Consider the following 26,976-nt stretch of genomic DNA (forward strand, 5'->3'; position numbering starts at 1 on the left):
GTCCGACCTTCATCCGATTCTGACTAGCGCGATCCCCCGCCCGTGTTGGGCCCCGAGCCCGCGCCGCCCCCGCTGGCGAGGGGTTTGCGGTAAACGAGGTCCTCCTTCAAGTGTAACAGCTCGAAGGCCGTGGAGACATTCAACAGTGATTCTGCGTGTCCGAGCAAGAGCACACCGCCGGAAACCAGCCGCTCGTGGAACATGTCGATGACTTGGCGGCGTCGCGGCGCGTCGAAATAGATGAGGACGTTGCGGCAGAAAATAATGTCGCACCGGCCGACGAGATGGGTCCGCTCGTCGTCGAGCATGTTCATCTGCCCGAAGTGGCACAGGGCCCGCACCTCGGGTGACACCCCGAAGAATTCGCCGCTCCCCGCCCCTGCCTTCTCGGCGGGAACGAACCACCGGCCCTTGGCCTCCTCGGTGGTCGTCCGGAACGAAGCCGGGCCATAGATGCCGCGACGCGCCGCCGCGATGCAACGCTTCGACAGGTCGGAGCCGTAGACGCGGACGTCCCAGCCATCGAACAACCCCGAGGCGAGGACGAGCATTGCGATGGTGTACGCCTCTTCGCCCGTCGAGCACCCCGCGCTCCAGATCTGGAGGCGTTTGCGCGAGGCCAGGCGCTCGGCCAGCATGGGCAGGAGCTCCTCGGCGAAGGCACGCAGCTGGTAGTCCTCGCGGAAGAAGTACGTCTCGTGGGTGGTCAGGAGCTCGGCGGCCTCCTCCCATTCCTCGATGGCGAGCGGGCTGTATTTGAGGAGCTGGTAGTAGTCCGCATAGGACGAGAGGCCGCGCGCGGTGAGACGACCGCGAAGGCGCCGCTCGAGCGAGGAGCGTGATTCGGGTCCGAACAAGATCCCCAGACGTTCGCTGACGAGGTCGCGAAGCAGGCGGTACTCGTCGGCACGGAGCTGCGGCTCGCCTTTGCGGAGATCGCGGAATGCGTCCCCGAGCCTCCCCCGAACCGCGACCGATTCACGCGCCCGCCTCGAGATCCGAGCGCGCCGACAGCGCCGAGAGGGCTTCCATGATGACGCGCCGAACCTCGACGCTGCGTTCCCGATCGAGACGTGCCCGCAGGATCGTCTCGGCTTCCGGCGCATCTTGCTGGCCCAAAATTTCGGCCGTGTAGCGACGCACGGCCTCCGCCGGATGCTCGAGCGCCCGTGCGAGGGCCACGATGGCTCGCTCGTCTTTCGTGTTCGCGAGCTGCGCGAGCGCGATCTTGATCACCTCGTGGTCGGGGTGATCGGTCGCGTCCATGAGGGCGTCGGCACGGGCCTCGATCTCGATGGCGCCGACGACTTCGACGGCCGCGACGGCCACGGCGGCCTCGCGCGATCGCAAGAGCGGTCTTGCGGCCGCGAAGGCGCGCTCGGGATCGGCTTCTTTCAGCGCGCGAAGGATGCCGCCGAGACGAAGGGGATCGCGCGTGGTCGCGGCGAGCGATGCGAGTTGCTCGGCACGACCAAGGCGCCCCAGGGCGCGAATCGCTGCGTGGACGACGGCCGACTCCTCGTCGGCAAGAGACACCGTGACCGCGGTGGCTGCGTCTTCCCCGCCCATCGTGGCGAGCGCTTCGATGGCCGAGCGACGAGCGGCGGCTTCGCGATGCGTCAACGCGCTCGCGAGGAATGCGGAGTCCGAGGGCGCCGCCTTCTGCGCAGACGCGAGGGCTTCGAGGAGGATGGTTGCGACGAGCGCCCCGTCACCTCGCGGGTCCACGCCCGAAACCATTCTACGTGCGCGCTCCGGATGGCGAATGGCGATCGCCAAGAGCGCTGCGCTCGCCGCGCCGGCCACCTGCGGATCGGCGCTCGACACGTGACGCGCGATGGGCTCGAGGTCGATGGGGCCACCCACGATCGCGAGGCTCTTGAGGGCGGGCACGACGACCTCGGAGGCTTCGTCGGAGAGTGCCTCGCGCACGGCAAGCAGCGGCTCCGACGTGGCAGCCTCGGGCGCGAGCTGCGGAATCATCGAGATCGCCGCGCCGCGCAGTGAAGGAGCCGCGGTGCGTCCCGCGACGAGCAGGGGTTCCATCGCATCTTGACCGAAGAGCCGGAGCGCAGCCTCTGCGCGGTCGGCGACTTCGTCGTCGGCCAGGGCGTCGGCGATGAGCGACACGTCGTCGGGATCGCGTACGAGGCCGAGCGCGAGCACGGCACTCGCACGGCCTTGAGGATCGGAAGCATCTTTCGCGAACGCACGGAGACGAGCCCGCGCGTAGAACGAAGCGCGCAGCGTCTTGGCCGCCACGTCGAGCAGCTGATCCTCGCCCCAGGCCGCCTCGATCGAGCGACCGAGCGCGATGGTCGCCTCGCGCGAGACCGACGCGCTTCCATCGGCGATCGCCTCGGCGAGCGCGCGGATGGCTCTCGGAACACGACTGCCGCCCGCGGCGCTGAGCGCAGGGCGTCGCAAGATCGGATCGGCGAGAAGCGGCTCGAGCTCGGGCCACGGAATTTCGACGTCGAGCCCGCGCAGCGCTTCGAGCGCAGCGAGCCGAACCGGGGTCTGCGTCGAGGCGAGCATGCGGGTCAGCGACGTGCGTGCGACGTCGCGCGCCTCGTCGCCGGCGAGATGCGCCTGACCGAGCGCTTCGACGGCAGCGACGATCACGTTCGGATCCTCGTCGCGCAAGGCGTGGGCGAGTGCACGCATGCCCGCGAGCGTGGGCGCGCCAGCCAGGACTTCGGCGGCGAGCTTTCGGCCGTCGGCGTCGAGCCTGCCGAGCGCGTCGATGGCGCCCGGAACCGCGTCGGGCCCGATCAAGACGAGCGCTTCGACCGCCGCGTTCCTTTGGCCGATGTTGTCCCGCTCTCCGAGCGCACGCGCGACCGCGAAGACGACGGCCGTACGCGGCTCGATGCGCGAAGCAACGCTCGCCGCCTCCTTGCGCACGCGCCAATCGTCGTCGCCGAGGGCCACGAGCAAGAGCTCGCACGACTCGGGCGCGGGGAGCCTCGGAAGCTGCTGCGTGGCGAGACGTCGGACCTCGGGCTCCGCGTCGCCGAGGCGCGTCCGGACGTCGCGCGCGGGATGGCTTCGTTCGCTCACGCGACCCCCGCACCGCGAAGCGCGAGCGCGCCTTGTTCGCTCGCAGATTTCGTGAGCGCCCCGAACGCCCGCACGTCGAGTACGAACACGAGCCCGTCGTGGTAGTCGGTGACCCCCTCGATGCCCCGTACCTCGTCGCCCGAGCCAAGGGGCGGAGCCGGCCGGATGTCCGCGCCGCCGGTTCCGAAGACCTCGGTGACCGAGTCGACAACGAGCGCCGCGTACCGTCCTTGCGCCTGGACCGCCACCTCCGCTCCCGGCACGAGCGGCACGCGTCCGATGTCGACGATGATCCACTTGTTGCGCCGCGTGGGAGCGATCACGGGCAGGCCGAAGCGATCGCGCAGATCGACGACCGGGACGACGTCACCACGGAAGGACGCCACCCCGCGCACGGACTTCGGCGCGCGCGGCAGCGCGACGACGTCGAGCGGGTTCACGATCTCGCGTACCAGCTCGATGCGAACGGCGTACGTGACCTCACCGACCATGAAGCCGACGAGGTTTTTCGAAGGATCGTGACGTTGCCTGGGCATCGTTTTCGGGCTTCCGAAACGGGGATCAGTCGACGTTGAAGAGAGGCTCGAGATCGAGGAGCAGCAGCACGACGTCGCCCGCCGGCCGCCCCACGCCGACGACGTAAGGAGGCTGCTCGCTTCCGAGAACGGTGGGCGGCTCGATCTCGGTCTCGGCGAGACGGAAGACCTGCAAGACTTCGTCGCAGAGAAGCCCGATCTGCTCGCCGCGCACGTCGACGAGGAGGATGCGGCTCTTCTTGTCCATCGTGAACGTGCGCGCGAGGCGGAAGCGGCGCTTCAGGTCCACGACCGTCACGAGCCGACCACGCACGCTCATCACGCCCACCGTCTCCGGATCGGCGCGCGGCACCTCCGTGATGGGCAGCGGCTTCAGGATCTCGACGATGTTGCCGATCGGGATCCCGTAGGCCTCCGGACCGAGCATGAACGCGAGATATTCGACACGCTTGCCGAGCTCGTCGGCCCGCTGCATGGCGGACCGGCCCTCGGAGCGTCGCGGCGTCATGGCAGTCATGCGCGGCCTCCTTCGAGCTGCGCGGCGGGGTAAGCGGCGAAGCGATTCTCGGAGCTCGCGAGCACCTCGTTGATGAGCGAGGCAGCGTCGAGCACGAGGCCCACGCGCTGATCACCGAGCTCGGTGGCGCCTGCGAAGCCGCGCACCTTCTTGAGCGACTTGCCGAGCGCCTTGATGACGATGTCTTGCTGGCCGACGAGCCGGTCGACGACGAAGCCCACGCGACGGTCGGCGACGGTGGCGATGACGACGTAGCTGCGCGGCTTCTGACCGGGGCGAACCGCCGGAGGCTTGGGCGTGGCCGCCGCCTCGTTGACCCAGACACCGGCGCGGAAGCCTTCGAGCTGGAACAGCTTGCCGAGGCGTGCGAGCGGAAGCGTGGCGCCGCGCTGGGTCATCACCTCGCGACCTTCGAAGGTCTTCACCATGCTCTCTTCGAAGACGATCGCCTCTTCGACGCTCGCGAGCGGCATGCAGTACGTGCGGCCGCACACCTCGACGATCAGCACGCTGATGATGGCGAGCGTGATCGGCAGCGTGATGGTCATCTTCGTGCCAATCCCGAGCTCGCTCGAGATGTCGACGACGCCGCCGAGCTTGGCGATGTTCGTCCGCACGATGTCCATGCCCACGCCGCGCCCGGAGAGGTTCGTCACCGCCTCGCGCGTGGTGAACCCGGGCTGGAAGACGAGGCCGAGGATCTCCTTCGGACTGATCTCGCGCGCCTCGGCTTCGCTGATGATGCCTCGGCGAAGAGCGGCAGCGACGATGACCGCGGGGTCCATGCCCTTACCGTCGTCTTCGACCTCGATGACGACGTGATTGCCCTTCTGGAAGGCGTTGAGCGCGATCGTGCCGACGGCGGGCTTTCCGACCCGCATGCGTTCGTCACGGTTTTCGATGCCGTGATCGATCGCGTTGCGGATCATGTGCATGAGCGGATCGGAGAGCTCTTCGACGATGAGCTTGTCGATCTCCGTCTCGGCGCCGGTCACGACGAGGTTCACGTGCTTGTCGTGCTCGCGCGAGATCTGCCGCACGATGCGGGCGAGCTTGTCGAACACCTGGCCCAGCGGAACCATGCGCACTTCGAGGATGCCGTTCTGCATCTGCCCGAGGTGCCGCTCGAACGAGCGATGGAGGCGGTGGAGGTCCGACGCGAGCTGGTTCTGCGAGGGATCGTTGCGCGCGCGTTCCGCGAGACGCGCCACCGCCGAACGCACGATGGCAAGCTCGCCGACGATGTTCATCAGGTGATCGAGCTTGCGGATGTCGACGCGAACGGTCTGCGTGACCGAGCGGAGCGTGAGCTCGCGTGCGGCTTGTGCCGCTTTGTCGGTCAGCGGCGCGGGATGGACCGTGCCTATGCCCGCGATGGGCGCCGGCGCCATCGAAGGCGCAGGAGGCGGCGCCGACGTACGCGTGCCGCCGAGCATCTGCGCGTCGTCGTAGAAGGCGTCGAGCGACCCGGCCGGCGGTTGAATCGACGCGGAGAACGTTCCCGTTGCCGGGAAGGGCGCATCGGACGACGAGACGCGCCCCGGCGGCGGGCGCAGGCTCTCCACCGCGCCCGAGCCCCCTGCCCCGTCACGACGGCGGACTTCTTCGATCGAGATGTTCGGGCCGGCGATCGCGCCGCGCAGCACGTCGAGCACTTCGCGGCTCGCGACGAGGATCTCGAGCTCGACGCTTTCGGCGTCTCCGCCCTCGCCCGTCGGCAGGAACGTGATGATTTCGCCGTGCGGACGAGTCTTGGCCTTGAGATCGTCCAGCGCCGAGTCGATCGTCGCGAGCTGGAATTGCACGCGCATCCGGTAGAGCGAAAGGCCCGCCGTGAGGTTCGTGCGGAGGCGGTGCTCTTCGTACTCGGTCAGAACCCCCAGCAGCCCCGGGTCGAGCTCGTACTGCGCGACGACGCTTCCTCCGCCGCCGCCCTTCTGCTGCGCGACCTGGCCGAGCGCAGCGAGGAGCGCCTTCACGTCGGCGGCGGGCTCGGGTGCGTCGCCCTTGGCCGCGGCGAGGATGCGCCCGTACAGCTCGACCGACTGGAAAAGGAGATCGAGCACCTGCGAGGTGAGCTCGATGCGTCCGAGGCGAAGGTCGTCGAGGAGGTTTTCGAGCTCGTGTGAGAGCCCGGACATCATCGCGGCACCGAACAGGCCGGAGAGGCCTTTCAGCGTGTGGACCGCACGGAAGACGTCGTTGACGAGCTCCGCATCGGTACTTCCACGACGGCAGACCTCGTCGAGCGCGAGCAGATCGCGGCTCAGGCCGTCGACGATCTCCTGCGCCTCCGAGAAGAACTCCTCACGTGCTTTGTCGCCGGCGTTTTCCCCCCGACCGCCGCCGGAATGTTCAGCCATTCGGGCGTACCTCTTCGCCGAGCAACTTCTCGCACGCCGAGCGGAGAGACTCGGGCGAGAAAGGTTTGGGAACGTAAGCGTCCGCGCCGAGCTTCCGGCCACGCTCGACATCGCGCTCGGTCGCTTGGGTCGAGATGATGATCAGCGGGGTCGTCTTGTAGACCGTCGACTTCCGGATGAAGCTGATCAGCTCGAGCCCGTTGACGTCGGGCATGTTGATGTCGGTGATGATGAGGTCGTACCGCGCGCGAGGAAGCAGACGCATGGCGTCGAAGCCGCTCTGCGCCTCGGTGATGTCGATCTGCCCCACGGACGCGGCGAACGCAGGATCCTCGAGGATCGCGCGCACGAGCGACCGCGTGGACGCAGAGTCTTCGACCACGAGGATGCGACGCACCGGGGCAGCGTATCAGACCTCGAACGCGCGCGTCCGACGTCTGGTAGGCTTCCGGACGTGACGGACGCCAGCTCTCCTCCTGCTCCTGTTGGTGGTCGTTCTGGTCCTTCCCCCGACCGGCCCGTCGGCCCCGACCGAGAGGGCACACTGGCTCCGCCGCGGACAGCGGCTGCGCTCGTCATCGGCAACGAGCTCCTCACGGGCAAGGTCGAGGAGGCCAACGTCTCCGTCCTCGCGCAAACCCTGCGCGGCCTCGGAGTCGAGCTCCGGCGCGTGGTGATGATCCTCGACGACGTCGAAGAGATTGCGCGTGAGGTCAAGGCGCTCGCCTCCTCACACGACTGGTTGTTCACCTCCGGCGGTGTCGGCCCCACCCACGACGACGTCACCGTCTTCGGCGTGGCAAAAGCCTTCGGCGTGGAGGTGGTGACCCACCCGATGCTCGAGTCGATGCTGCGCGAGCACTACAAGGAGAGGTGCACCGAGGGGCATCTCCGGATGGCGCTCGTCCCGGACGGCTCGGTGCTCGAGGCGAACGCCGAGGTGCGATGGCCGACCATCCGCTACGCCAATACCTTCCTCATGCCCGGGGTCCCCGAGATCTTCCGGATGAAGCTCCCCATCGCGGCCCACCGCATCGGCCAGGGCGTGGGCTTCATCACCCGCGCGGTGTTCACGAAGATGGACGAGGGCGATCTGAAGCCCTTGCTCGACGCGGTGGTCGACCGCTTCCCCGACATCGCGGTCGGGTCGTACCCCAAGTGGCTCGACCCCTCGTACAAGACGAAGCTCACGTTCGACGGTCGCGATGCTCTCCGTGTCGACGCCGCGCGCGACGCCTTCCTTGCCATGCTTCCCGCGGGCGAACCGCAGCGCATCGAGTAGGTCGAGTCGACCGAGTCGACCGAGTCGACCTACTCGACGATCAGGCTTCGGTCAGACGCCGAAAGGCCTGAGAAAGCTGGTCGCTTCTTCGAGGACCTGAGGGATCGACGAGGACAGCTCGTGGCCGTCGTCCACCTCGACGAGTCGCACGTGGCGGCGGTCTTTGGCCCACTCGCGTGAGAGGTTCACGTCGACGACGTCGTCGTTGACGCCGTGCACGATGCAGGCGGGCACCCGCACGTCCGGCCATGGAACAGCCTTTTCCATGCGCGCGAGCTCCTCGACGAAGCCGAACTCGACCCGGGCCTTCGCCCCCGTCGCGTGATCTTCGACCTCCTGGTAGCCGCCTCGTCTCCACTCATCCCAGGCGGCCTCGCCCAGCCGAGCCCGCCACCGCTCGGCGAGCTTGAAGGCTGGCGCCATCAGGAAAACGGCCGCCACGCGGGGGTCGGACTCGGCGGCACGGCAGGCGGCGAGGCCACCGAGGCTCGATCCGATGAGGACCGCACGCGTCTTGGGCCCCCCGGCGGCGTCCATCGCGGCCCGCACCCGAGCCACAATCGCCGACAACCGCAGGCCTTCGAACGAGGGAACCCGCAGGTCGAGGGCCTGGATGGTGAGCCCCCTCTCCTGCCCCCATCGCGAAAAAGCTCGCGCTTTCGTCGACCCGGGACTCGAAGCAAAGCCGTGGAGATAGAGATAGATGGGCCCTTCGGGCTTGGCCGCGTCCATGCGCGCCATGGTGCGTCGCCCGCTTCGCGGGTGCACTCGAAAACGGGCGGGCCTGCTTGGCGCCTAGTTGGGCGTCTTACTTGGCGAACGGCCCACGCTCGACCTTCACCTCTCGGGTGAGGTCGTCGCGCCGGATACGGAGGGTCACGGTCGAGCCGACGTCGCCGCGGAGGCTGTTGATGACGTCTTCCCTCGTCATGTCATGCACTTCGCGGCCGTCGATGGCCACGATTTCGTCCCCCGGCTCGAGCCCGGCCCGGGCGCCAGTCATGTTCGACGGGACGTCGACGACGTACAGCCGCCCTTCGCGAGGCCGCAAAATCGCGCCGATCGACCCTGTCGCGTGACCGCAAGCGGCCCCGCCGAGGGTCAGGAGAAGTCCGAGGCAGATCGCAAGCCGAATGCGCACTTTTCGTGCCCTTAAAAAAACCAGGGGGTAACTGAAGAAGTCAGCGTTGCTTTCGACACACACGGGTCGCTACACTTCAGTCGCGCCCCCGCCGATCTACGCGCGCTCCGCCCATGTGGAAGCTGGTTATCGAAGACGACGAAGGGAAACGCACGGTTGTCCCACTGACACGTGAGGACTACTCCATCGGTCGCCAGGAGGGGAACACCATCCGCCTGACCGAGCGGAACGTCTCACGTGAACATGGGCGCATCCGGCGTTCGACCCGAAATGGTGCCGGAAACGGCGTCAAAGAGCATTTCACCCTCGAAGATCGCCAAAGCTACAACGGCGTCTTCGTCAACGGTCTCCGTGTTGCCCACACGCAGGATCTCCAGCACGGAGATCTGATCCAGATCGGTGACTATCGGATCGTCCTGCAGGACGAGGCCGCCAGCGCCGCGGATACGAATCCGATCCCGATCTCGGCGACGGACTTCGATGCGAAGGCGACGATCCCCATCGTGACGGGGATGCGCGGTCAGACGCTGACGGAGCGACCAAGTCGCTTTGTCATGCTCGTCGGGCCTACACCGGGGGTCGAGTACCCGCTCGATCGCGAGCGGCTGACCATCGGCCGCGCGGAAGACGCGACCATCTCGGTCAACCACAACTCGGTGTCGCGTCTTCATTGCGAAGTGCACGCACTCGGAGACGGTCGTTTCGAGATCGTCGACAAGGGTTCGTCGAACGGCGTTCGCGTGAACGCGGTCGAACTTCGCCGCAGCATCATCGAAGCGGGCGACGTGATCGAGCTGGGCGACGTGCGCTTCAAGTTCGTCGGCGCCGGTCAGATCTTCGTCGCTGGTCCGAACGAGAGCCAGCAGCTCACGGCCATCAGCGATCGCGAAGCCGAGCTCGTCGATCCGAATCGACGTTCGTGGGGTGGCTACACGCTCCCGATCGTCGGCGCGGGTCTCTTCGGCGCAGCGATCATCCTCGCGTTCGTCTACGTCGTGCGCTCGCACGCGACGACCGAGCCGCAGCCGAACACCACCGTCGTTCCTTCGGCCGATCCGGCGCACTCGCTCGTCATCGACGCGAAGAAGAACTGCACGCCCGAAGACTGCGAAGCCCCGCACATGCAGGTCTCGACGCAGCTTCCCGCGAATTCGCCTTGGCGCGACTCGCCCGAGTTCCACTACATCGAGACGACCTGGGCCGACTCGATCTTGAAGAAGGCGGCCACCGAGGCTGACCTGGCGACGCGCCGTCTCCAGTACTACCGGGTGGCAAACACGCCGAGCATCGACGAGGCTCGCCGCAAGCAAGCGGCCGATGCTCTGACGGCGCTCGAAGATCCGGTGCCGGTCGCCACTCCCGTGTCGCTGAAGGACGCGGGCGCCAGCACGACGACGCTGCTCGCAGGCACCGCGCCCACGAGCACGCCGCCCGCCCCGACTCCGAAGGCGACGCACACGGCGGCTCCGCAAACGGCAGCTCCGACGCCGCCTCCGGCTCCCACCGCGGCGCCCGCGACGACGCCTTCGACGAGCGCGTCGAAGCCTTCGGCAGCGGCGCTCGAGAAGGCTCGCACGGCGGCACTCGAAGGGCGGCCGAGCGAAGTTCGCTCGCTGCTCGAAACGCGCGTGCGAAGCGGTCATGCCACGCCGGAAGAGGTTCGCCTCGTCCGCGGCGCCTGCCAGGCGCAAGGCGACATGGCCTGCATCGACGACATCAAGAAGAAATACTGAGCCTTGTCGGAAGGCATTCTTCTCCCGGCGCTCGAGCGAGGAACCCTCCTCGCCGAGCCCGCGCGCGTCGCTCGTCTCGACGCGGCACTCCCACAGATCCGTGCCGCCGTTGCGGGTGAGACCGACGCCGTTGCGATCGAGTCCACCCTCGCATGCTTGCTCTGGGAAACCCTCGCGCAGACGAACTGGTGCGGATTCTACCGTCGTACGGGGGAGCGACTCCTCACCGTCGGCCCTTACCAAGGGTCAATGGGCTGCCTGCGCATCGACTTCGCGCGCGGCGTGTGCGGAGCGTGCGCACGAACGCGTGAAGTTCAGCTCGTCCCCGATGTGACGAAGTTCGAAGGCCACATCGCCTGCGACGACAAGACCCGCTCGGAGCTCGTCATCCCGGTGGTGGTCGGCGGAGAGCTCCACGCGGTGCTCGACCTCGATTCGCCCCATCGCGACGCCTTTTCGCAGGCGGAAGCCGATCGCCTGGTCGCCCTCGTCGCCGACGCGTTCGCCGGCGCCACCTTCTGATCTATCTTTGCCGCCATGAGCCTTCGCTCGGTCGGCTGGGTCACGTTGGTCACGGGTTCGTTCGCGGTCGTGGTTGGCTGCTCGAAGCAGAGCGGTTCGCCGGGCTCGTGTTACCGCGAGCGCGACAGCACCTGCACGGAGTACAGCGCGGCCGAGTCCGTCGCCGCGCAGCGTATGTGCCAGGGCTTCCGTTGGACATCGGGCACCAACACCTGCCCGAAGGAGAATCGTATCGGCGCGTGCGTCCGCGAGAACGGCCACGTCACCGAAATGATGTACTCGGGCCCGCCGAATCAGTTCACGCCCGACATCGCCCGCTCCACCTGCGAACGCGCGGGCGGCACGTTCAACGCGCTTTGACGACGAGGCCGGCGCTCAGCGCGGTTTCGGATCGAGGCGGTAGAGGCTGCGAAAATGGATCGGGCGGAGCGGTGCCTTCGCGTGGGCGTCGTAGCCGTCCGCGAGACGAACGAAGAACGACGCGAGCGCCGGATGCTCGAAGAACGGCACCTCGGACCACACGAGCGTGGCTCGTCGATCGAGCTTCCCCACGCCCGTATGGAGTGACGGACTGTCCGTGATGAGCCACGCGCGTGCGCCTGGTGCGTCGAGGTCCGCCGCGATCTGTTCCGGCGTCTGCTTCTCCACGTCGTAGACCGGGCCGTGGAACGCGGGCAGGCCAAGGTCGAAGTCGGGCAGCGCATAGGCATGCAGATCGCCGCCGATGGTCTCGTAGATGTGACGCTGGAAGCGAACGTGATGATTCCAACCAATCGGCCAGATCGCGAGAAGGAGCATCACCACCGTGCTCCATGCCGTGAGGCTCGCGGCGAGGACTCCCTGACGATGCTTCCATCCCCACGCCGAGATGCGTAGCGGCCGCCCGCTCGACGGGCCGATGGCCATGACGACGAATCCGGTGGCGAGGATGGCCATCGGGAACAGAAAGCGCTCTTCCTTGTGCGAGAGGAGGTTGTGCACGAGGAAGAAGGGCACAGTGGTCCACGTGAGCGGGTTTCGCGGATGGCGAATCCAGGCCACCACGGCGAGAACGAGCAGCACGACGACGATGGGAAAGAACAGGTTCGCCGGCAGCATCCACGCATAGGCAAACGGGGGATCCGCTCCGAAGAACGCCGCCACGCCCTCGAGCAAATTCGTTCGCGCGTAGGTGAGCGGCGGGAACACCCAGGCGCCGTAGCCCGCGTGATCGACGAGGAGCGACGACGCGACCACGGCCGTCCCACCGAGAACCATGGCGCCGAGCACGCGCGGGGAAATGCGCGCGATGACGGCGAGCCACGCGAAGAGCCCGAGGGCCAGGAAAACCGTCTGGAAGCGGAACTCGAATGCGAGCCCCGCGAGGATCCCCACGAGGAATGCCCTTGGTAGCGACAAGACGAGCGAGGCATCGCGCCTGCCCTCGAGGGCAATCGCCCAGGCGGCTGTGAAGGCCGCCATCGACGCCGTCTCCGACGAGGTCCGAACGAAGAGGTACGGCAGGAAGCCGAGCAGCGTGGCTACGCGAACGTGGAGCCGCTTCTCTTCGACGGTGGCGAGCCACGGAACGGTCGTCCGCAGGAAGAGCGCGAGCGCGCCCCACGAAGCGAGGCCGGTGAGGAGGCGAAAGACGAACGCGAGGGCGAACGGATCCCGAAGGCCGAAGATCCCGAGCCCCTTTGCCACGAGCACGTAGAGGTAGGGCTGCGCCCAAGGGCGCATCTGCGCCGTGTACTCCCAGGGGAGCGACCAGGCCTGGACGTCGCCCAACTTGAAGCGAGCGAACTCGAGAACCTGGAAGTACTCGTCGAGGTGGAAGTAGGCGTAGCTGAAATACGCCGTGACGCTGGTGAGCGCGAGGTTCGCAAGGAGATACGGCCGAACGAGCCTGCGATCGTCCTCGGTCACGGCATGCTCAGGGAGAGGGTTGTGCGGCCTCGGCCGCCTTCTTGGCCTTCGTGCGAAGCATGATGTGCAAGAGCGACGGCAAGAACAGAAGGGCCATCACCGTGCAGGCAACTTCGCCCCAGGCAGCGAGTCGTCCGAACGACTGGAGAGCCTGGTTGTCCGAGAAGAGCATCGAGCCGTAGCCGACGGTCGTGGTGTAGCTGCAAAGCGCCACGGCACCGCCGGTTCGGGCGACGGCTCCCGTGACGTCGCTCTTCAAGATACGTGTTCGGTCGAAGACGTTGAATGGGTACTCGCATCCGATACCGAAGGTGATCGGTAGCGCGATGAAGTTGAAGAAGTTCAGCTTGATGTCGGTCATCGCGGCACCGCCGAGCAAACAGACGACGCCCATGAGCAGCGCGAGGAGCACGGAGAACGTGCCCACGCGCGAGCGCGTCGCGATGACGACGACGATCGCAACCGCGAGGAAGGACGCGCCCGTGGCGAGCGGTCCGTCGTGCTCCATCGAGCGGATCATCTCCGCGAAGATCGTCGAGCGACTCGCGGTCTGGACCACGGTGCCGTCGGGCAGCGACACGTTGTCCGTGGTCTTCGCCATGCGAAGCAGCGTGCGACCGTCGGAGAACGAAACGCCGTACTTGTACTTCACGTACATCAGCGTTCCGAGCTTGCCCTGGTTCTCCTCGAACCTACGGCGGATGAGCGGCGGCAGGTCCTTGGCGGTGGTGACGTCGAGGTCCTCCGGCGGCCTCAGCTCCTCGAGGCGCTGGCGCTCCTGATCGCCGACCTCGTGGAGGACGCGCGGCGTGAGGCGATCGCGCATGCGCTCGAGCACGGCGAGCTTCTGCTTCTGCTCCTCCGCCGGACCGGGCAAGAAGTCCTGCACGGTGACGATGTCGTCGATGAGCTGCCCTTCCTTGTCCGCGCGATCGTTCGCGAGGATGTGCTCCTCGAGCAGAGGCACCTGCTCGGGCGTGTCGGCGAGGATGAGCGTACCGGAGATGTTCTGCTTGCCGCGGAAGACCTCGTCGGCGCGGTTGCTCCACTCGCCGGCGCCGCTTGCCTTCGACGAGCGCGATCCGAGCTTGGAGAAGTTGTACTCCCAGGGGTCCTTCAAATAGGAGGGCAGCTTCGTCGCGCAGAAGATGGTGGCGACGAGCGGCACGATGATGAAGGGCGCCGGCCAGCGCTCGGTAATCTTCGCGATCCAGCGGATGATGACGCCGCCCGAACCGTCGGAGCGGACCGGAGCCGGGGGATCCCGAAGGATGGGCGGGAGCTTCGCCTGGATGTTCTCCACGACCACGATGAGCGCCGGAACCACCGGCACGATCGCGAGCCACACGAGGAACATGCCGACGAAGCCGATGGTGCCGAACTGGCTGAACCCGCGGAAGTGCGTGATGGTCAGCGAGCCGTACGCGATGCTCGCGACGGACGCGCCGACGAGCTCCGCACGGAACGCGTTGAGCACCGCTTCACGACGCGCCTCGGTGCGCTCCATTCCGCGGGCGCGGAACTCGCGATAGCGCGACAGCAAGACAATCGGATAGTTGATGCCGTTGCCGAGAATGATCGCGCCGAGGAATGCGCCCGGTGTGTTCACGTAGCCGAATACGGCCGTGGCAAACGCGTAGGCTGCCCCGATTCCCATCAACACGGGAATCGAGATGACGAGCAGCGACCACGGCGATCGGTAGTAGACGACGATGCCACCGAGGATGAGGAGGAACGCCAGGCCCGAAGCCCAGGCGGCTTCGCTCAGCGTGGACTCCTTCTCGGCCACCGCATTCGGGATGTCACCGGCGAAGCCGATGGTCATCTGCGGGTGGTACTTCTCGCGCACGCGCAGCTCGTCGACGCGCTTCTTCATCTCGGCGAGGAAGAGGTCGCCCGTCGCCCCGCCCGTACCGGACGCATTCGACACGATGCGGATGACCATCACGGTGCCCGCTTCGTTCGCGAAGTAGCCCGTGGGGAAGTCGTTGTACTTCGTCGACGAGTTCTTCCAGCGGTCGTAGAAGCGATCCATCCCGAGCGTCGCCTGCTTGGCGTTCGGATCGGGTGCAGCGTTCGCGGCAGGTTCGGGCGCGGGCGCAGGCGCGGGTACCCCCGGCGCAACGTTCGACTTCGTCTTCGGTGCACCGGCGGCGGCATGCGGCGCGGCTGGCGCAGGCGCGGGCTCGTCGGGTGCTTCGAGATCGGTGACGAGCTCGGAACGAATCGCGATCTGATGGTCGAGCGTCTCGTCGGCCTCTTCGAGATCCTTCAGCGACGCATAGAGCCACTTACGCTGATCGAAGAAGCTCTGGAGATCCTTCGTGCCTCGTTCGACGTACGAAATGTAGTCGGGGCCGCACTTCTGTTTGCATGCGTCGTCGGCGCAGGCCTTCACGCAGTCTTCGCGTGTCTTGACTTGGTTCTCGAGTGCGCCGCCGAGATCGTCGACGACGCGTTCGTTCGCCTTTCGATCCGGTGACTCGACGACGACGAGGAACGTGGCTCCTCCGCCGACGCGACCGAGCTGGTGCTCGAACGCTTTGAACCCCGGACTATCGCGCGGAAGCAGCTCGAGGAAGTCCGAGCGGAGCTCCAGATTTCGCGCATATCCCCAGGACGCGATCATGAAGATCAGGCTGAGGACCAACACGATGGCAGGACGGCGACCCGCCGCGTCCACCAACCCGCCTACGATACGCCTGAACATTCTGAAAATTCTCGACGAAGAACAAGGAGGCTTAGAGCCTCTTTCCTAGCACAGTTCCCCACTCCGATGATGGGAGGAGGGCGAGGCGTTTCACCGCTGCAGGCGCCGTGGAACACTACGAACCGAAAGGACTTTTCGAGCGCCCCGCAAAGGCCGGCAAAGGACGTCCGAGCAGGGCCAAACGCTTTGGGCGGCGGTCTATTCCCGAGCTCTCGATTCCGCGCACCACCGTCACGTTTCGCATCGCTTCCCCCACCTTGTCCGAGTTTGCCCGAGCGAAATACGCGACGCCCACCGCCGAGCTGAGCCGCGGTGGAGCTAGGACGTATCCTAACGTTTCGGACAGTCGCGCTTCCGCGCGCGCACGAACAAACACCGAGCCCCGGTTTTCAAGGAGGCTTTCGACGATGTGGCCCTTCCGCCGTCCCCCTCAGAGCGACATTCCGACGTTCAGCGTCGAGAACACGATCGGCACAGGCACCACGGTGCGCGGCGATCTCAAAGGCAAGAGCGGCTTCCGCGTCGATGGCACAGTGGACGGCGCCGTCGAGGCAAGCGGTCCCGTGGTCATCGGTGAAGGTGGAACGGTGAACGGCAGCGTCGAAGGTTGCGACGTCGTCGTGCTCGGATGCGTACGCGGCGACGTGACCGCCTCGGGTCATCTCGAAATCGGGCCGAAGGGCCGCATCGTCGGCGACGTCACGACGACGAGCTTCCGCATGCACAAGGGCGGCGTCTTCCGAGGCATGAGCCGCATGCCCGGCACCGAAGCCGACGTGGTTCGCGAGACGCGGCTCGTCGCGGCCCTGCCACCTGCATCGTCCACGCGGCGGAGTCGCACGCTACCTCCTCCCGGCGACGGTGCCGTGCCTCCCCCGCCCGGACTGCGCGAGCTGCCGCCTCTCTCCGGACCGCGCTCGAGCTCCGAGCACAGTGCCAGTCACGAGCGCCTAGTGATCAGCCAGGTCGACGAAGCGACCGACGCGGTCGAAGAGCACGCCACCGGCACCTGATCCGTCGCCAGGACGCCCAACGCAAAAAACCCGTGCGTCGCACCGGCCCGAGAGCCACGACGCACGGTCTCGTTTTGTACGCTTCCGGCCCGCCCGCGACGGGGTACGCGGGGCGCTCGGACGTCGGAATCGCTACTTGAGGAAGAGGAAGTAGACCGCGCCGCCAACGACCGCCGCGATGAGCAGGACCACCCAGGTCATGCTGCCGCCCTGCTTCGGCTCGGCCTTCGCCATGGCGGCGGGGGCCTTCGAATCGGTCCGGGCCGGCTTCTTGGTCTTGGTGGTGTCGCTCGCCTCTTCCTTGGCGGGCTTCTTCTTCTCGTCGGCCTTCTTGGCGGAAGCTGCCTTCTCTTCGGCAGCCTTCTTCTCGGCAGCCGCCTTCTCTTCGGCAGCCTTCTTCTCGGCGGCGGCCTTCTGCTCTGCTGCAGCCTTTTCTTCAGCCGCAGCCTTCTCTTCGGCCGCCTTCCTTTCGGCAGCGGCCTTCTCCTCGGCAGCGGCCTTCTCCTCGGCAGCGGCCTTCTCCTCGGCAGCGGCCTTTTCCTCGGCAGCCTTCTTCTCGGCGGCGGCCTTCTCTTCCGCGGCCTTCTTCTCGGCAGCGGCGCGCTCTTCGGCGGCCTTCTTTTCCGCAGCAGCCTTCTCGGCGGCAGCCTTCTCGGCAGCGGCCTTCTGAGCGGCGGCGCGCTCGGCGGCGGCCTTCTGAGCGGCGGCACGTTCGGCGGCGGCCTTCTCCTCGGCTGCCTTCCTGTCCGCAGCAGCCTTCTCCGCGGCAGCCTTTTCAGCCGCCGCTTTCTCGGCAGCAGCTTTCTCGGCAGCAGCCTTCTCGGCAGCAGCCTTCTCGGCAGCAGCCTTCTCGGCGGCGGCCTTCTCCGCAGCAGCTTTCTCCGCGGCCGCCTGGTCGACAGTGCCGGGGCTCGGGGTTCCGTTGGCCGACTTGGCGACGGCCGGCTTGCCCGCGGGCTCCTGGAGCGGCGAGCTCATCACCCATCGCTCGTACGTCGGAAGCGACACGTTGCGCTCGCCGACGAGCAGGTCGAACGGCCCCTGCGAGACCTTGCGCGCCTCGGCAAAGAGCGGAAGCTCCACGCGACGCTCGTTCGTGTCGAGGAGCTTGTCGGCGATCTCGCGCGCGTAGGCGTTGTGCTTCTCCGAGTTCGCGAGCAGCTGCCCGAGCTCTTTCTCGAAGGCGTCGAGATCGACATCGGCCATGCCCGAGCCGTCGGCAGCGGCGCGCGGGAGCGACGCTGCGAGCTCGAGGGTCAGCTCCGTCACGCGGTCCTTCGAGAGCGCACGCAAGAGACGATCGACGAGGCCGTCGAGGACGCGTTCGATCGCTGCGTTGTCGGCGCGTTCACCGAGCATCGCTCCAACGGCGGCCACGAGGTCGCCTTCGGAGCGGACCGTATCCTCGCCACCGCCCTCGGCGATGTAATAGAAGCTGCTCGTCACGCGATCGACGCCGATCGTGTGCACACGCACCCCTTGCTCGACGAGCTTCGGTCCGAGGCGGCTCGCGATCGCGAGGAGCGGCGATTTCTGGGCGGCCTGCAGCGTGAGGGGCATACGAGCCGGAGGAATCTGCTCCTCGGGCAGGACCACCTTCGTCGCGCGACGGATGTCTTCGGTGAGGGTCTCGCGGACCACCACGGACACTTCGTGGGACCACCCAAGGATTCCGCGAGGGACGGACCAGCCGGCGGCCGCTCCGGTGTGAGCGACGACACGCGCGCGGTCGTCTTCCCCAACGAACAAAACGCCCGGTAGGACAAGAGCGGGACTCGGCATCGAGACGGTCGAGGCTAACAGGAACACAACCGTGTGTGCCAGCTCGCTGTCGTTCGACCTCTTCCTTTAGCGGGGCCGCACGGAGAACTCGACGAACTCGACCTCGTACGCTCAGAGCTCCCGTGGTCCAGCCTTGCTCGCTCGTCTATACAGGGGCGAGTGAAGGGCGAGACAGTTCAACGCATCGCGCGACCCACCGGCATCCTCATCGGGCTCTCCGAGGATCTTGCGGGTCTCTGTACCCAAGTCCTCGCCGAAGGAGGCCTGCAGATCCTCCGCGTTGGTCACGTCGCAGCCGCCTGCGAGCGGATTCCCGTCACCATGCCTCAGCTCGTGGTCGTGCCCGCCAGCCTTCGACCGGCGGAAGCCGACATGCTGACCGATCGCTGCATCGCCGTCGGGCCGAAATCCTCCGGATCTCCTCCTCGGACGACCCGAACGCCCTCCGGCCCATCCTCGAGCGGGCGGCCGACCAGGCCCTCATCTCCATCTTCCGGCGCGGCGGCTGAACACGCGTTCGCCCTTCCTGGGCGGCGGGCCGCATCGGCCGCGTTTTGGTTTCTGCGGCGAGGTGCGTGCTAGCCTTCGTGGCGATGGAACCGACGCCTGAACTCGAGCTGATCGAGTGCCCCGCATGCGGTGGAGCGGGCGGCGGCCCCTTCGGTCGTGCGGGCAGCGCCTGGGACGACGAGAGCTACGTCTGTCCGCGCTGCAAAGGCCGGGGCGCCCTGACGCTCGAAGAGCTGACCGCGAAGCCTGCGACCATGCGGCCGGGGCGGCCAGGGATCATCAAGGCGGTTCCGGGCGAAGTTCACGCGCCCGCCAAGAAGAAGCAGGCCTGAGCTCACGGCTGCTTCGCGCGACCGTTTTGCGCTACGTTTCTGCGCGATGATCGACCTGCTCTCCTGCAAGGTCATGCCGTATGCGTGGGGCTCCCGCACGGCGATCGCCGGGCTGCGAGGGCTCGGTGCGAGCGCGGGCCCGGAAGCGGAGCTCTGGATGGGCGCGCATCCGCTCGGCCCGTCGAAGGTGAACCGAGGGGGGCGTGAGCGAAGTCTCACCGACCTCGTCGCGGAAGATCCGGCGCGCGAGATGGGCCATCGAGCCCGCGACGCGTTCGGCGCACGCCTCCCCTTCCTGCTCAAGGTGCTTGCCGCCGCGCAGCCGCTGTCGCTGCAGGCGCATCCAACCGAAGCGCAGGCTCGTGCCGGCTACGCGGACGAAGAGAACCGCGGCGTTCCCCTCGATGCGCCGAACCGGAACTACAAGGACCCCTGCCACAAGCCGGAGCTCATCTGCGCGCTCACGCCGTTCGACGCGCTCTGCGGCTTTCGTCGCGTCGAAGACACGCTGCGTCTCTTCGACGAGCTGGGCGTGCGCGAGCTCGCGGCCGTGCTGACGCCGCTCCGTCGTTCGCCCGATCAAACGGGCCTCGCCGAAACCTTCCGCGCGATCATGACCACGCCGCAGGCCGCGCGCGCGGCGATGGTCGACGCGACGGTCGCGGCTTGCTTGCGCCCGGGCGGGACCGGCTTCGAACGCGAACGCGCCTGGGCCGTGAAGCTCGCCGGGCTCTACCCGGGCGACGTGGGCGTGGTGAGCGCGCTGCTCCTCAATCTGGTGCACCTCTCGCCCGGCGAAGCCATCTTCATGGGTGCGGGGAATCTGCACGCATACCTCGAAGGCGTGGGCATCGAGATCATGGCGAGCTCCGACAACGTTCTTCGCGGAGGTCTCACGCCCAAGCACGTCGACGTTCCCGAGCTCATGAACGTGCTCGATTTCACGTACGGGCCGATGACGCCGGTACGCCCGCGCGAAGTGGACGCCGTGGAGAACGTGTACGACGCGCCCGTGCGCGAATTCCGACTCTCCACACTCCGCATGGCCGGCGCTCCGAGCATGCGTGAGACGCTGGGCCCCGAGATCCTGCTGTGCACCGAGGGGAGTCTGCACGTCGGCGCGGAAGGCAAGACGTCGCTCGAGATCAAGAAGGGCGATTCGGTCTTCGTCTCGGGCTCCGCGCGGCATTACACAGTCCAGGGGGACGGCCTGCTCTATCGCGCGACCACCAACTTGGCATGATCTGGCACCACGACACGCGCCTCGCATGAACGCTCATCATCCTCCTCACGGGCCGCCCGCGGGCCCGCCTCCCGTATTTCATCGTCCGCCACCCCCACCGCCGCCGAGGCGTGATCCGGAGTCAGGTCGACGCATCGTCGGCGCCATTCTTTACGCGCTCGGAATGCTGGGCGGACTCGGCCTCCTCCTCGTGGTGTTCATCCTGCCGGCGCTGGCGTCCAAACACTCCGACGCCGAGACGACCGCGATGGCCATCGGCGCCGTCTTCGCGCTACCGCCGCTGCTCGTTTACCTCTGGATCCCGTGGGTCATCGACCGCTACGACCCCGAGCCCTGGTGGTGCCTGCTCATCGCGCTGTCGTGGGGAGGCATCGCCGCGTGCGGTTTCTCCGGCCTCATCAACACGACCGTCCATCTCTTCGGCAACGCCGTCGGCGGGGCGGAGTTCGGCGACGTTCTCGGCGCCTGCATCAGCGCCCCCATCGTCGAGGAGTTCACGAAGGGCCTCGCCGTCTTCGGAATCTTCTTCTTCCTGAGGCGCGAGTTCGACGGCTTGGTCGACGGCGTGATCTACGCCACCTTCGCGGCGCTCGGCTTCGCTGCCGTCGAGAACATCATCTACTACGGCAACGCAGCCAAAGAAGAGATGATGACCCACAAGGACGGCATCCTCGCGGGCACCTTCTTCGTTCGCGGCATCCTCGCGCCGTGGGGCCACCCGCTCTACACGTCGATGACCGGCCTCGGCTTCGGCATCGCGCGCGAGACGAACAAGACGTGGCTCAAGTGGCTTGCGCCCTTCGGCGGCTACTGCTTCGCCGTCTTCCTGCACTCGGTGTGGAACACGGCGGCAACGATCTCGAACCAGCTCGTGGTGCTGATGCTGCCACTCTGGTTCCTCTTCGTGTTCGCCTTCTTCTGCATGGTGATCTGGCTGGTGAAGCGCAAAGGCGCCATCATCCGCGATCACCTGAAGGACGAGGTGCTCATGGGCAACCTTACGAGCTGGGAGCTCGACCTCGTCACCTCGCCCATCGCCCGTCTGCGCGCGACCTTCTCGTTCGGCGGAGCCGCGGGCCGGAAGTTCATCGACGCCGCCGCGCGCCTCGCGCTCAGCAAGTGGCACACGGGCCGCGCCACGCAAGGGCGCAAGCTCACGGTCAGCGCGGGAATGATCGCGCCGCTCCGCCAAGACCTGCACAAGCTCCGCGCCGAGGTTTCCCGCGCACTCGGCAGGCCCGTTCCGCAGCCGCAGCCGTGGATGCCGGGCGCGCGGCCGTTCGGATACGGTCCACCCCCGCAGTATCCGCCGCAGAATCCTTACGGACCGCGGCGCTGACGATCAGCTGGCGCGACGCTCGGTGAGCATCGTACGAAGCTCGTCGGTCGTTCGCGCGAGACGATCGGCGCGGCGATGCGCGATCTTGTGCGAGCCGCAAACAGTGATGCGCTCACCGCTCTCGAGTCGCGTGTACGAAAGCGTCCGTTCGTCGGACAGTCCGCACACGGCGCACGCGCTCTTGGTTCCGTTCCTGCGCTCGAGATTTCCCATCCGCATGGCGGCCAAGGTGATGGACGGGCCGCTTTGGGGCCAAGTTTTTCGACCCGGATGCGCTTGTCGAGCTGACCTGCCCTCCCTACGTTCGTGCTCGATGAGGGATCTTCGCGCACGCCCGTACGATCCGGTGGCCGCCGCGGCGAAACGTGGTCCTCACGCGCCGACGAAGGGTGTGCTCAACAGCATCGATCCGCCCCGCAACTTCACCATCGACACGAGCGAACGCATTCGCGCGCTGAGCATCGGCGTCCCGGCGTATGCCGCGCGGAAGCGTCAAATCGAGGACGCCGAGGAGAGCCTCCTCGAGATGTTTCTCGAACTGCACGGTTCGCTCGTCGCGGAAGGCGTGACGCTCGAAGAGCTCGTTCGCACGCTCGAAGAGCAAGCCGCGGCCTGCTCCTTCACGAAACTGAACGACCTGATTGCTCGCCACAATCGCTACTACCCGATCGAAGCGAACCTCGGGATGGACCGAAAGACCGGCGCGTACTTGCTCTACGGCAAGGAGTGGAGGCGGTCCGAATCATGGACCGCCGCGCGCATCGTCGCGGTCACACTCGAAACGGCGAGGGCCCGCGCGGCCGAAAACGCCGACGCCTGAACGTTCTGCAGTAAGCTCCGACGCGGCGCATGGGCGTCGCTGACCATTCTCCTCACCTCGCGCGGGCGGCGGGCCTCTTGCTGGGCGTCGCCGGCGGTTGGCTCGCGGGAAGGCTCGCGGACGTCCTCCCGCGTCTTCACCGCATCTCTCCTCTCGTGGAGGGACGGCAGCGTACACGTCGCAACGTGGTGCTCGCCCTCCTCGGCGCTCTTTGCGGCAGCGCACTTGTCCACGTCTCGCTCGGGAGCGTCGCCTCGGCCGTGCTGGTCACCGGCCAACTCGGCCTCCTCGTCATGTTGCTCGCGGCGGCCGCCATCGACCTCGAACACATGGTCCTTCCTCACGAGCTCACGCTCGGAGGCGCCGCGGTTGCGGTCGCGCTCGGCGCCCTGCATCCTGGAGGTCTGACGGCCGCTCTGCTCGGGGTCGCGGTCGCGCTCGCGATCTCGGTGGTGCCTTCGTTTCTCTACCGGCGCATCCGCGGCCACGCGGGAGCCGGCTTCGGTGACACGACGCTCACGCTCTTTGCCGGTGCGTGGTTCGGCCCGCTCGGCGCCGTTTGGGTGCTCTTCGCCGGTGCCGTCCAGGTGGTCTTGGGCGCTTGGATTCTACGCCTCGCAGGGCGCTCGTTCCCCGTCCCCGAGAGTGTCCGTCGTGAAATGGTCGAGCTTCATGCGCGCGCCGAGGCCGGCGACGAAGAGGCGCGCGAGCTGCTGGCGGACGACCCGATGGCGGTCGACACCGAGGAAGGGGAGGACGAACGCGCCTCGGCGATGAGACTGCCGATGGGTCCCTTTCTGGTCCTCGCGTGCCTCGAGTTCCTATTCTTCGGCGACTCGATCGCGAGGCTCGCCCAGCAGCTGCTCTTATCGAAGTGATGCGCCGAATCACAAGGCGCGCACGCCTCCACACAACGGCAGCCCCCGCGCCCTCGCGCCCTCGTCGCGCCCTCGTCGGGATAGGTGCGCTGTCCTGAAGCCGCACACACGCAAAGTAGCTCTCTCGGCAATAGACCTCGTCGGTATACCCTGAACGATGACGGAGGACATGGCGTGACCAAGCCGAGAAACGATCGCAGCCAAGCGGTGACCAAGTTCTGCCTCGCGATGGAGGAGCATCGTCGAAGCGAAGCGGGTCGCGTACGCACGGCGCGCGAGTTCGTGGCTCACTTCTTTCCTCACGACGACGGGAAGGCGAAGGACCAACTCTTCGTCCACATGCCCAAAGAGGTCCGCGGCCCCGTGCTCTCGGCCTGGGGCATTCGCGGCGCGAAGGCCGCGAGTCGCGACGAGGACGACAAGGTCCGCGAGGTCGTCCACGACGCGCTCGTGGCCGGAGACATCGACGATGCCACCTTCGAAGAGGGCGTGACGTCGCAAGTCCTCGTCGATTGGATCGCGCTTCCCGATTGGTGGTCGTTCTGGCGTCAGGGCAAGCTCTCGGGCGTCGCCATCCAGAAGGCGCTCGCGACGGCACGCGAGCTGCACCTCATCGACGACAAGTGGTTTCTCCTCAACGTCCAGGGACGCGGCGGCAAGTTGAAGGGCACCGACGTCGTCTGCGACACGCTGAGCAAAGATCAGATCGTCGCGTGGGTTCGGAAGATCCACGAGAGCGGTGATGGCTCGGCAGCCGGGATCGTCGGCGCCATCAGCTGGGAAACGGTCCTGGCCAAAACCGCTCAAGACGCGCTCCTCTTCGCGCTCGACGCGTTCGCGAAGAAGGTGGGGCTCTTCGTCGAACCACCACCGGTCGAAGAGAAGAAGCCCGAAGCGAAGCTCGAAACGAAGCCCGAAACGAAGAGCGTCAGGCCCGCTCCGCCAGCGGCGGCAACCGCACCGGCGGCAGCGACCACGAATCCTGCCGTGGCCACGACGCCGGCGGCCTCCGCAGTCACTGCAGCACATCCGAAGGTCCCGGCCGAAGCGCTCACGGCGAAGCACGACAAGGTGGCCGAGGCGTACCCGACGATGAACGCACCGCACGACATCCTCGCGGCCGCCGAGGCCGAAGTGGTGAAGGCGCGTGTGGCGCTGGCCGAGCGCGAACGTCGTGACTCGGGCATGACTGCGCCGATTCCCGTGGCCGCCGCTACCGCCCATATCGTCGACGATGTCCCCGTCGAAATCGAAGAGGACACGCCGAGTATTCCGACGCTCGGCGGCGCGGGTCAGAGCGAAGAAGAGAGCCCGAAGCTCAAAGAAGCGCGCGCGGCCATGATGGCGACGCTGATGCAGAGCGGCCCGGGCGACGTGGCTGCCAATCCACGCCAGGCGTGGGGCGAATCGGACGTTCCGGCGAAGCCTTCGTCGCTCGAATGGCCCGCGCCACCGCCGGGCATGGTGTCCGTCATCTCTCCCGGCACGAAGACGCCGGTGCCCGCAGGACCGCCGAGCGACGAGTTTCTCACCTTCGAATCGCTCGACGATGAGATGGAGCGCCCGCAGGCGCGTTCGGCACCGCCTCCGCTTCCGAAGCGCTGAGCGCCGACTCCCTCGACGCGTGACTCAAAGGCACCCGGCGATGCCCTGGATCCAGGCCTCGACGGCTGCCGTTCCCTCCTCGTCGATCACGCGGGTGCCGAGCGGCGCACGTGCCGTTCAGCCGAACACGATGCCCTGCGCGAGGGGAAGGTCTTTGCCGTAGTTCACGGTGTTGGTGGCGCGACGCATGTAGTTGCGCCAGGCATCCGATCCGGACTCACGACCACCGCCCGTTTCCTTCTCACCGCCGAAGGCGCCGCCGATCTCTGCACCGCTCGGGCCGATGTTGACGTTGGCGATTCCGCAATCCGAGCCCTCGACGGAGAGGAAGCGCTCGGCCTCGCGAAGGTCGTTCGTGAAGATGCACGACGACAGCCCCTGCGGGACGTCGTTGTGCATCGCGATCGCCTCGTTCATGTCGCCGTACGACATCGCGTAGAGGATCGGCGCGAACGTCTCGTGGCGCACCACGTCGGTCTGCTTGGTCATACGCACGATGGCGGGGCGCGCGTAGAAGCCTTCCTCGCAGCCGCTGACCGAGACGCGCTCGCCGAACGCAACTTCGCCGCCCTCGCTGCGCGCGCGGGCGAGTGAGCCCTGCATCGCCTCGAAGGAAGCGCCGTCGATGAGCGGCCCGATGAGCGTGCTGCCTTGACGCGGATCGCCAATCTTCGAGGAGAGCTGCGAATAGGCCCGTTCGAGACGAGCGAGGAGATCGTTGCGGACCGACTCGTGGGCAATGAGACGGCGCAGCGTGGTGCAGCGCTGGCCAGCCGTGCCCACGGCGCTGAAGAGAATCGCGCGGACGGCAAGATCGAGATCGGCCGAAGGCGTCACGATCATCGCGTTGTTACCGCCGAGCTCGAGGAGCGAGCGACCGAAGCGCGCGGCCACGCGTGGAGCCACGGCGCGGCCCATGCGCGTCGAACCGGTGGCGCTGAGGAGCGGGACGCGCGGATCGTCGGCGAGGCGCTCGCCCACCTTCGCGTCGCCGAGGAGAATCTCGCAAAGACCTTCCGGCGCAGCCGCGCCCGACTCCGCGAAACGCGCGCATGCTCGACGGAAGAGCGACTGGCACGCGAGCGCGGTGAGGGGCGTCTTCTCCGACGGCTTCCAGACCACCGAGTCACCGCACACGAACGCGAGCGCCGCGTTCCACGCCCACACGGCGACGGGGAAGTTGAACGCACTGATGACACCGACGACGCCGAGCGGATGCCACGTCTCGCCCATGCGATGGCCGGGTCGCTCGGAGGCGATGGTGAGCCCGTAGAGCTGGCGCGAGAGACCACAGGCGAAGTCGCAGATGTCGATCATCTCCTGGACCTCGCCGCGCGCCTCCGCGACGATCTTGCCGGCCTCGATCGTCACGAGTGCGGCGAGCTGATCTTTGTGCGCACGGAGCTCTTCGCCGAAGAGACGAACGAGCTCACCGCGACGCGGCGCGGGGACGGAGCGCCAGGCGAGGAAAGCCTGATGGGCTCGGGCGATGGTCTTGTCGACGGCACTCGCGTCGTGCGTCTCGAGACGAGCGGTCGCCGTTCCGTCGATGGGAGACCGCACGAGGAGATCACCTCGCTCGAACGAAGCGGGGTCGAGGCCAACGGCACGGAGCTGCTTCGCGATGTCCATGAAGGGCTCTTAGCGCGGCTCGGGCGCGTGGAAAAGAGCGAGCTGAA

At 67.1% G+C, this 26,976-nt stretch carries 24 protein-coding genes; 11 read left to right on the forward strand and 13 right to left on the reverse strand.

Annotated elements, in window-relative coordinates:
• Nucleotides 1-23: 23 nt before the first annotated feature.
• The 6 genes from AKJ09_RS03950 to AKJ09_RS03975 form a co-directional block, all read right to left on the reverse strand.
• Complete coding sequence (locus AKJ09_RS03950) at nucleotides 24-893, reverse strand: CheR family methyltransferase (RefSeq protein ID WP_420814273.1); 870 nt, start codon at nucleotides 891-893, stop codon at nucleotides 24-26.
• 85 nt (nucleotides 894-978) lie between these two features.
• On the reverse strand, nucleotides 979-3,063 hold the full coding sequence (locus AKJ09_RS03955) for a HEAT repeat domain-containing protein (protein ID WP_169927233.1): 2,085 nt from the start codon (nucleotides 3,061-3,063) through the stop codon (nucleotides 979-981).
• Entirely contained in the window at nucleotides 3,060-3,599 is a 540-nt protein-coding gene (locus AKJ09_RS03960) for a chemotaxis protein CheW (protein WP_146645843.1), read from the reverse strand. The genes AKJ09_RS03955 and AKJ09_RS03960 overlap by 4 nt, the downstream gene beginning before the upstream one ends.
• A gap of 25 nt (nucleotides 3,600-3,624) precedes the next feature.
• A complete protein-coding gene (locus tag AKJ09_RS03965; protein ID WP_146645844.1) occupies nucleotides 3,625-4,116 on the reverse strand; it encodes a chemotaxis protein CheW in 492 nt (163 codons plus the stop codon).
• Nucleotides 4,113-6,479 carry a chemotaxis protein CheA gene (locus AKJ09_RS03970; RefSeq protein WP_146645845.1) on the reverse strand — a complete coding sequence of 789 codons (2,367 nt, stop codon included), beginning with the start codon at nucleotides 6,477-6,479 and terminating at the stop codon, nucleotides 4,113-4,115. The genes AKJ09_RS03965 and AKJ09_RS03970 overlap by 4 nt, the downstream gene beginning before the upstream one ends.
• Nucleotides 6,472-6,876, reverse strand: coding sequence for a response regulator (locus AKJ09_RS03975; protein ID WP_146645846.1), 405 nt, complete (start codon nucleotides 6,874-6,876; stop codon nucleotides 6,472-6,474). The genes AKJ09_RS03970 and AKJ09_RS03975 overlap by 8 nt, the downstream gene beginning before the upstream one ends.
• A 57-nt stretch (nucleotides 6,877-6,933) precedes the next feature.
• On the opposite strand from AKJ09_RS03975, the gene AKJ09_RS03980 reads away from it, so the two are divergent.
• The gene (locus AKJ09_RS03980; RefSeq protein ID WP_240488385.1) at nucleotides 6,934-7,761 is read left to right on the forward strand and encodes a competence/damage-inducible protein A; all 828 of its coding nucleotides are present in this window, start codon (nucleotides 6,934-6,936) and stop codon (nucleotides 7,759-7,761) included.
• Nucleotides 7,762-7,812: 51 nt separating this feature from the next.
• Here the strand turns inward: AKJ09_RS03980 and AKJ09_RS03985 are convergent, their stop codons facing one another.
• Entirely contained in the window at nucleotides 7,813-8,502 is a 690-nt protein-coding gene (locus tag AKJ09_RS03985) for a YqiA/YcfP family alpha/beta fold hydrolase (protein WP_240488386.1), read from the reverse strand.
• A gap of 67 nt (nucleotides 8,503-8,569) precedes the next feature.
• On the reverse strand, nucleotides 8,570-8,902 hold the full coding sequence (locus AKJ09_RS03990) for a S41 family peptidase (protein ID WP_169927234.1): 333 nt from the start codon (nucleotides 8,900-8,902) through the stop codon (nucleotides 8,570-8,572).
• Nucleotides 8,903-9,015: 113 nt separating this feature from the next.
• Here AKJ09_RS03990 and AKJ09_RS03995 point away from each other — a divergent pair, with 113 nt between their 5' ends.
• Genes AKJ09_RS03995 through AKJ09_RS04005 form a run of 3 tightly spaced genes read left to right on the forward strand, consistent with a single transcriptional unit; the run spans nucleotide 9,016 to nucleotide 11,517 of the window.
• Nucleotides 9,016-10,635, forward strand: a complete 1,620-nt coding sequence (locus AKJ09_RS03995) for an FHA domain-containing protein (protein ID WP_146645848.1) — start codon at nucleotides 9,016-9,018, stop codon at nucleotides 10,633-10,635.
• A gap of 3 nt (nucleotides 10,636-10,638) precedes the next feature.
• The gene (locus tag AKJ09_RS04000) at nucleotides 10,639-11,157 is read left to right on the forward strand and encodes a GAF domain-containing protein (RefSeq protein ID WP_205633591.1); all 519 of its coding nucleotides are present in this window, start codon (nucleotides 10,639-10,641) and stop codon (nucleotides 11,155-11,157) included.
• Nucleotides 11,158-11,172: 15 nt separating this feature from the next.
• Nucleotides 11,173-11,517, forward strand: coding sequence for a hypothetical protein (locus AKJ09_RS04005; RefSeq protein ID WP_146645849.1), 345 nt, complete (start codon nucleotides 11,173-11,175; stop codon nucleotides 11,515-11,517).
• Between the two features lie 15 nt (nucleotides 11,518-11,532).
• Here AKJ09_RS04005 and AKJ09_RS04010 read toward each other — a convergent pair whose 3' ends face one another.
• Together AKJ09_RS04010 and AKJ09_RS04015 are read right to left on the reverse strand one after the other, a co-directional pair.
• Nucleotides 11,533-13,065, reverse strand: coding sequence for a glycosyltransferase family protein (locus AKJ09_RS04010; protein ID WP_146645850.1), 1,533 nt, complete (start codon nucleotides 13,063-13,065; stop codon nucleotides 11,533-11,535).
• Nucleotides 13,066-13,072: 7 nt separating this feature from the next.
• Nucleotides 13,073-15,775 (reverse strand): efflux RND transporter permease subunit, encoded by a 2,703-nt coding sequence (locus tag AKJ09_RS04015; RefSeq protein ID WP_146645851.1) that lies wholly within the window; start codon nucleotides 15,773-15,775, stop codon nucleotides 13,073-13,075.
• A 407-nt stretch (nucleotides 15,776-16,182) separates the two neighbouring features.
• Here AKJ09_RS04015 and AKJ09_RS04020 point away from each other — a divergent pair, with 407 nt between their 5' ends.
• The gene (locus AKJ09_RS04020; RefSeq protein ID WP_146645852.1) at nucleotides 16,183-16,788 is read left to right on the forward strand and encodes a bactofilin family protein; all 606 of its coding nucleotides are present in this window, start codon (nucleotides 16,183-16,185) and stop codon (nucleotides 16,786-16,788) included.
• Nucleotides 16,789-16,920: 132 nt separating this feature from the next.
• On the opposite strand, the gene AKJ09_RS54125 is transcribed toward AKJ09_RS04020, so the two are convergent.
• Entirely contained in the window at nucleotides 16,921-18,429 is a 1,509-nt protein-coding gene (locus AKJ09_RS54125) for a hypothetical protein (protein ID WP_205633592.1), read from the reverse strand.
• Nucleotides 18,430-19,163: 734 nt separating this feature from the next.
• Here AKJ09_RS54125 and AKJ09_RS04030 point away from each other — a divergent pair.
• Genes AKJ09_RS04030 through AKJ09_RS04040 form a run of 3 tightly spaced genes read left to right on the forward strand, consistent with a single transcriptional unit; the run spans nucleotide 19,164 to nucleotide 21,994 of the window.
• Nucleotides 19,164-19,412 carry a hypothetical protein gene (locus AKJ09_RS04030; RefSeq protein ID WP_146645853.1) on the forward strand — a complete coding sequence of 83 codons (249 nt, stop codon included), beginning with the start codon at nucleotides 19,164-19,166 and terminating at the stop codon, nucleotides 19,410-19,412.
• A gap of 46 nt (nucleotides 19,413-19,458) precedes the next feature.
• The gene (manA, locus tag AKJ09_RS04035) at nucleotides 19,459-20,655 is read left to right on the forward strand and encodes a mannose-6-phosphate isomerase, class I (RefSeq protein WP_205633593.1); all 1,197 of its coding nucleotides are present in this window, start codon (nucleotides 19,459-19,461) and stop codon (nucleotides 20,653-20,655) included.
• Nucleotides 20,656-20,680: 25 nt separating this feature from the next.
• Complete coding sequence (locus tag AKJ09_RS04040; RefSeq protein ID WP_146645854.1) at nucleotides 20,681-21,994, forward strand: PrsW family intramembrane metalloprotease; 1,314 nt, start codon at nucleotides 20,681-20,683, stop codon at nucleotides 21,992-21,994.
• Nucleotides 21,995-21,997: 3 nt separating this feature from the next.
• Here the strand turns inward: AKJ09_RS04040 and AKJ09_RS04045 are convergent, their stop codons facing one another.
• Nucleotides 21,998-22,213, reverse strand: a complete 216-nt coding sequence (locus AKJ09_RS04045) for a hypothetical protein (protein ID WP_146645855.1) — start codon at nucleotides 22,211-22,213, stop codon at nucleotides 21,998-22,000.
• A 94-nt stretch (nucleotides 22,214-22,307) separates the two neighbouring features.
• Between AKJ09_RS04045 and AKJ09_RS04050 the strand changes: the two genes are divergently transcribed.
• From AKJ09_RS04050 to AKJ09_RS04060, 3 genes are all read left to right on the forward strand, one after another.
• On the forward strand, nucleotides 22,308-22,814 hold the full coding sequence (locus tag AKJ09_RS04050; protein WP_146645856.1) for a hypothetical protein: 507 nt from the start codon (nucleotides 22,308-22,310) through the stop codon (nucleotides 22,812-22,814).
• A gap of 29 nt (nucleotides 22,815-22,843) precedes the next feature.
• Nucleotides 22,844-23,692 (forward strand): prepilin peptidase, encoded by an 849-nt coding sequence (locus AKJ09_RS04055; protein ID WP_146645857.1) that lies wholly within the window; start codon nucleotides 22,844-22,846, stop codon nucleotides 23,690-23,692.
• 174 nt (nucleotides 23,693-23,866) lie between these two features.
• On the forward strand, nucleotides 23,867-25,297 hold the full coding sequence (locus AKJ09_RS04060; protein ID WP_146645858.1) for a hypothetical protein: 1,431 nt from the start codon (nucleotides 23,867-23,869) through the stop codon (nucleotides 25,295-25,297).
• 117 nt (nucleotides 25,298-25,414) lie between these two features.
• On the opposite strand, the gene amaB is transcribed toward AKJ09_RS04060, so the two are convergent.
• Nucleotides 25,415-26,929, reverse strand: coding sequence for an L-piperidine-6-carboxylate dehydrogenase (gene amaB / locus AKJ09_RS04065; RefSeq protein ID WP_146645859.1), 1,515 nt, complete (start codon nucleotides 26,927-26,929; stop codon nucleotides 25,415-25,417).
• Nucleotides 26,930-26,976: the final 47 nt, after the last annotated feature.

Source organism: Labilithrix luteola, from assembly GCF_001263205.1.
In the GTDB taxonomy this organism is placed as follows: domain Bacteria; phylum Myxococcota_A; class Polyangia; order Polyangiales; family Polyangiaceae; genus Labilithrix; species Labilithrix luteola.

Coding starts and splice junctions, on each gene's coding strand:
- AKJ09_RS04055 (WP_146645857.1), top strand. CDS start 22,844: ATGGGCGTCGCTGACCATTCTCCTCACCTCGCGCGGGCGGCGGGCCTC.
- manA (WP_205633593.1), top strand. CDS start 19,459: ATGATCGACCTGCTCTCCTGCAAGGTCATGCCGTATGCGTGGGGCTCC.
- AKJ09_RS04005 (WP_146645849.1), top strand. CDS start 11,173: ATGAGCCTTCGCTCGGTCGGCTGGGTCACGTTGGTCACGGGTTCGTTC.
- amaB (WP_146645859.1), bottom strand. CDS start 26,929: ATGGACATCGCGAAGCAGCTCCGTGCCGTTGGCCTCGACCCCGCTTCG.
- AKJ09_RS03970 (WP_146645845.1), bottom strand. CDS start 6,479: ATGGCTGAACATTCCGGCGGCGGTCGGGGGGAAAACGCCGGCGACAAA.
- AKJ09_RS04030 (WP_146645853.1), top strand. CDS start 19,164: ATGGAACCGACGCCTGAACTCGAGCTGATCGAGTGCCCCGCATGCGGT.
- AKJ09_RS04020 (WP_146645852.1), top strand. CDS start 16,183: ATGTGGCCCTTCCGCCGTCCCCCTCAGAGCGACATTCCGACGTTCAGC.
- AKJ09_RS03985 (WP_240488386.1), bottom strand. CDS start 8,502: ATGGCGCGCATGGACGCGGCCAAGCCCGAAGGGCCCATCTATCTCTAT.
- AKJ09_RS03995 (WP_146645848.1), top strand. CDS start 9,016: ATGTGGAAGCTGGTTATCGAAGACGACGAAGGGAAACGCACGGTTGTC.
- AKJ09_RS04040 (WP_146645854.1), top strand. CDS start 20,681: ATGAACGCTCATCATCCTCCTCACGGGCCGCCCGCGGGCCCGCCTCCC.
- AKJ09_RS04050 (WP_146645856.1), top strand. CDS start 22,308: ATGAGGGATCTTCGCGCACGCCCGTACGATCCGGTGGCCGCCGCGGCG.
- AKJ09_RS03960 (WP_146645843.1), bottom strand. CDS start 3,599: ATGCCCAGGCAACGTCACGATCCTTCGAAAAACCTCGTCGGCTTCATG.
- AKJ09_RS04045 (WP_146645855.1), bottom strand. CDS start 22,213: ATGCGGATGGGAAATCTCGAGCGCAGGAACGGAACCAAGAGCGCGTGC.
- AKJ09_RS04015 (WP_146645851.1), bottom strand. CDS start 15,775: ATGTTCAGGCGTATCGTAGGCGGGTTGGTGGACGCGGCGGGTCGCCGT.
- AKJ09_RS03965 (WP_146645844.1), bottom strand. CDS start 4,116: ATGACTGCCATGACGCCGCGACGCTCCGAGGGCCGGTCCGCCATGCAG.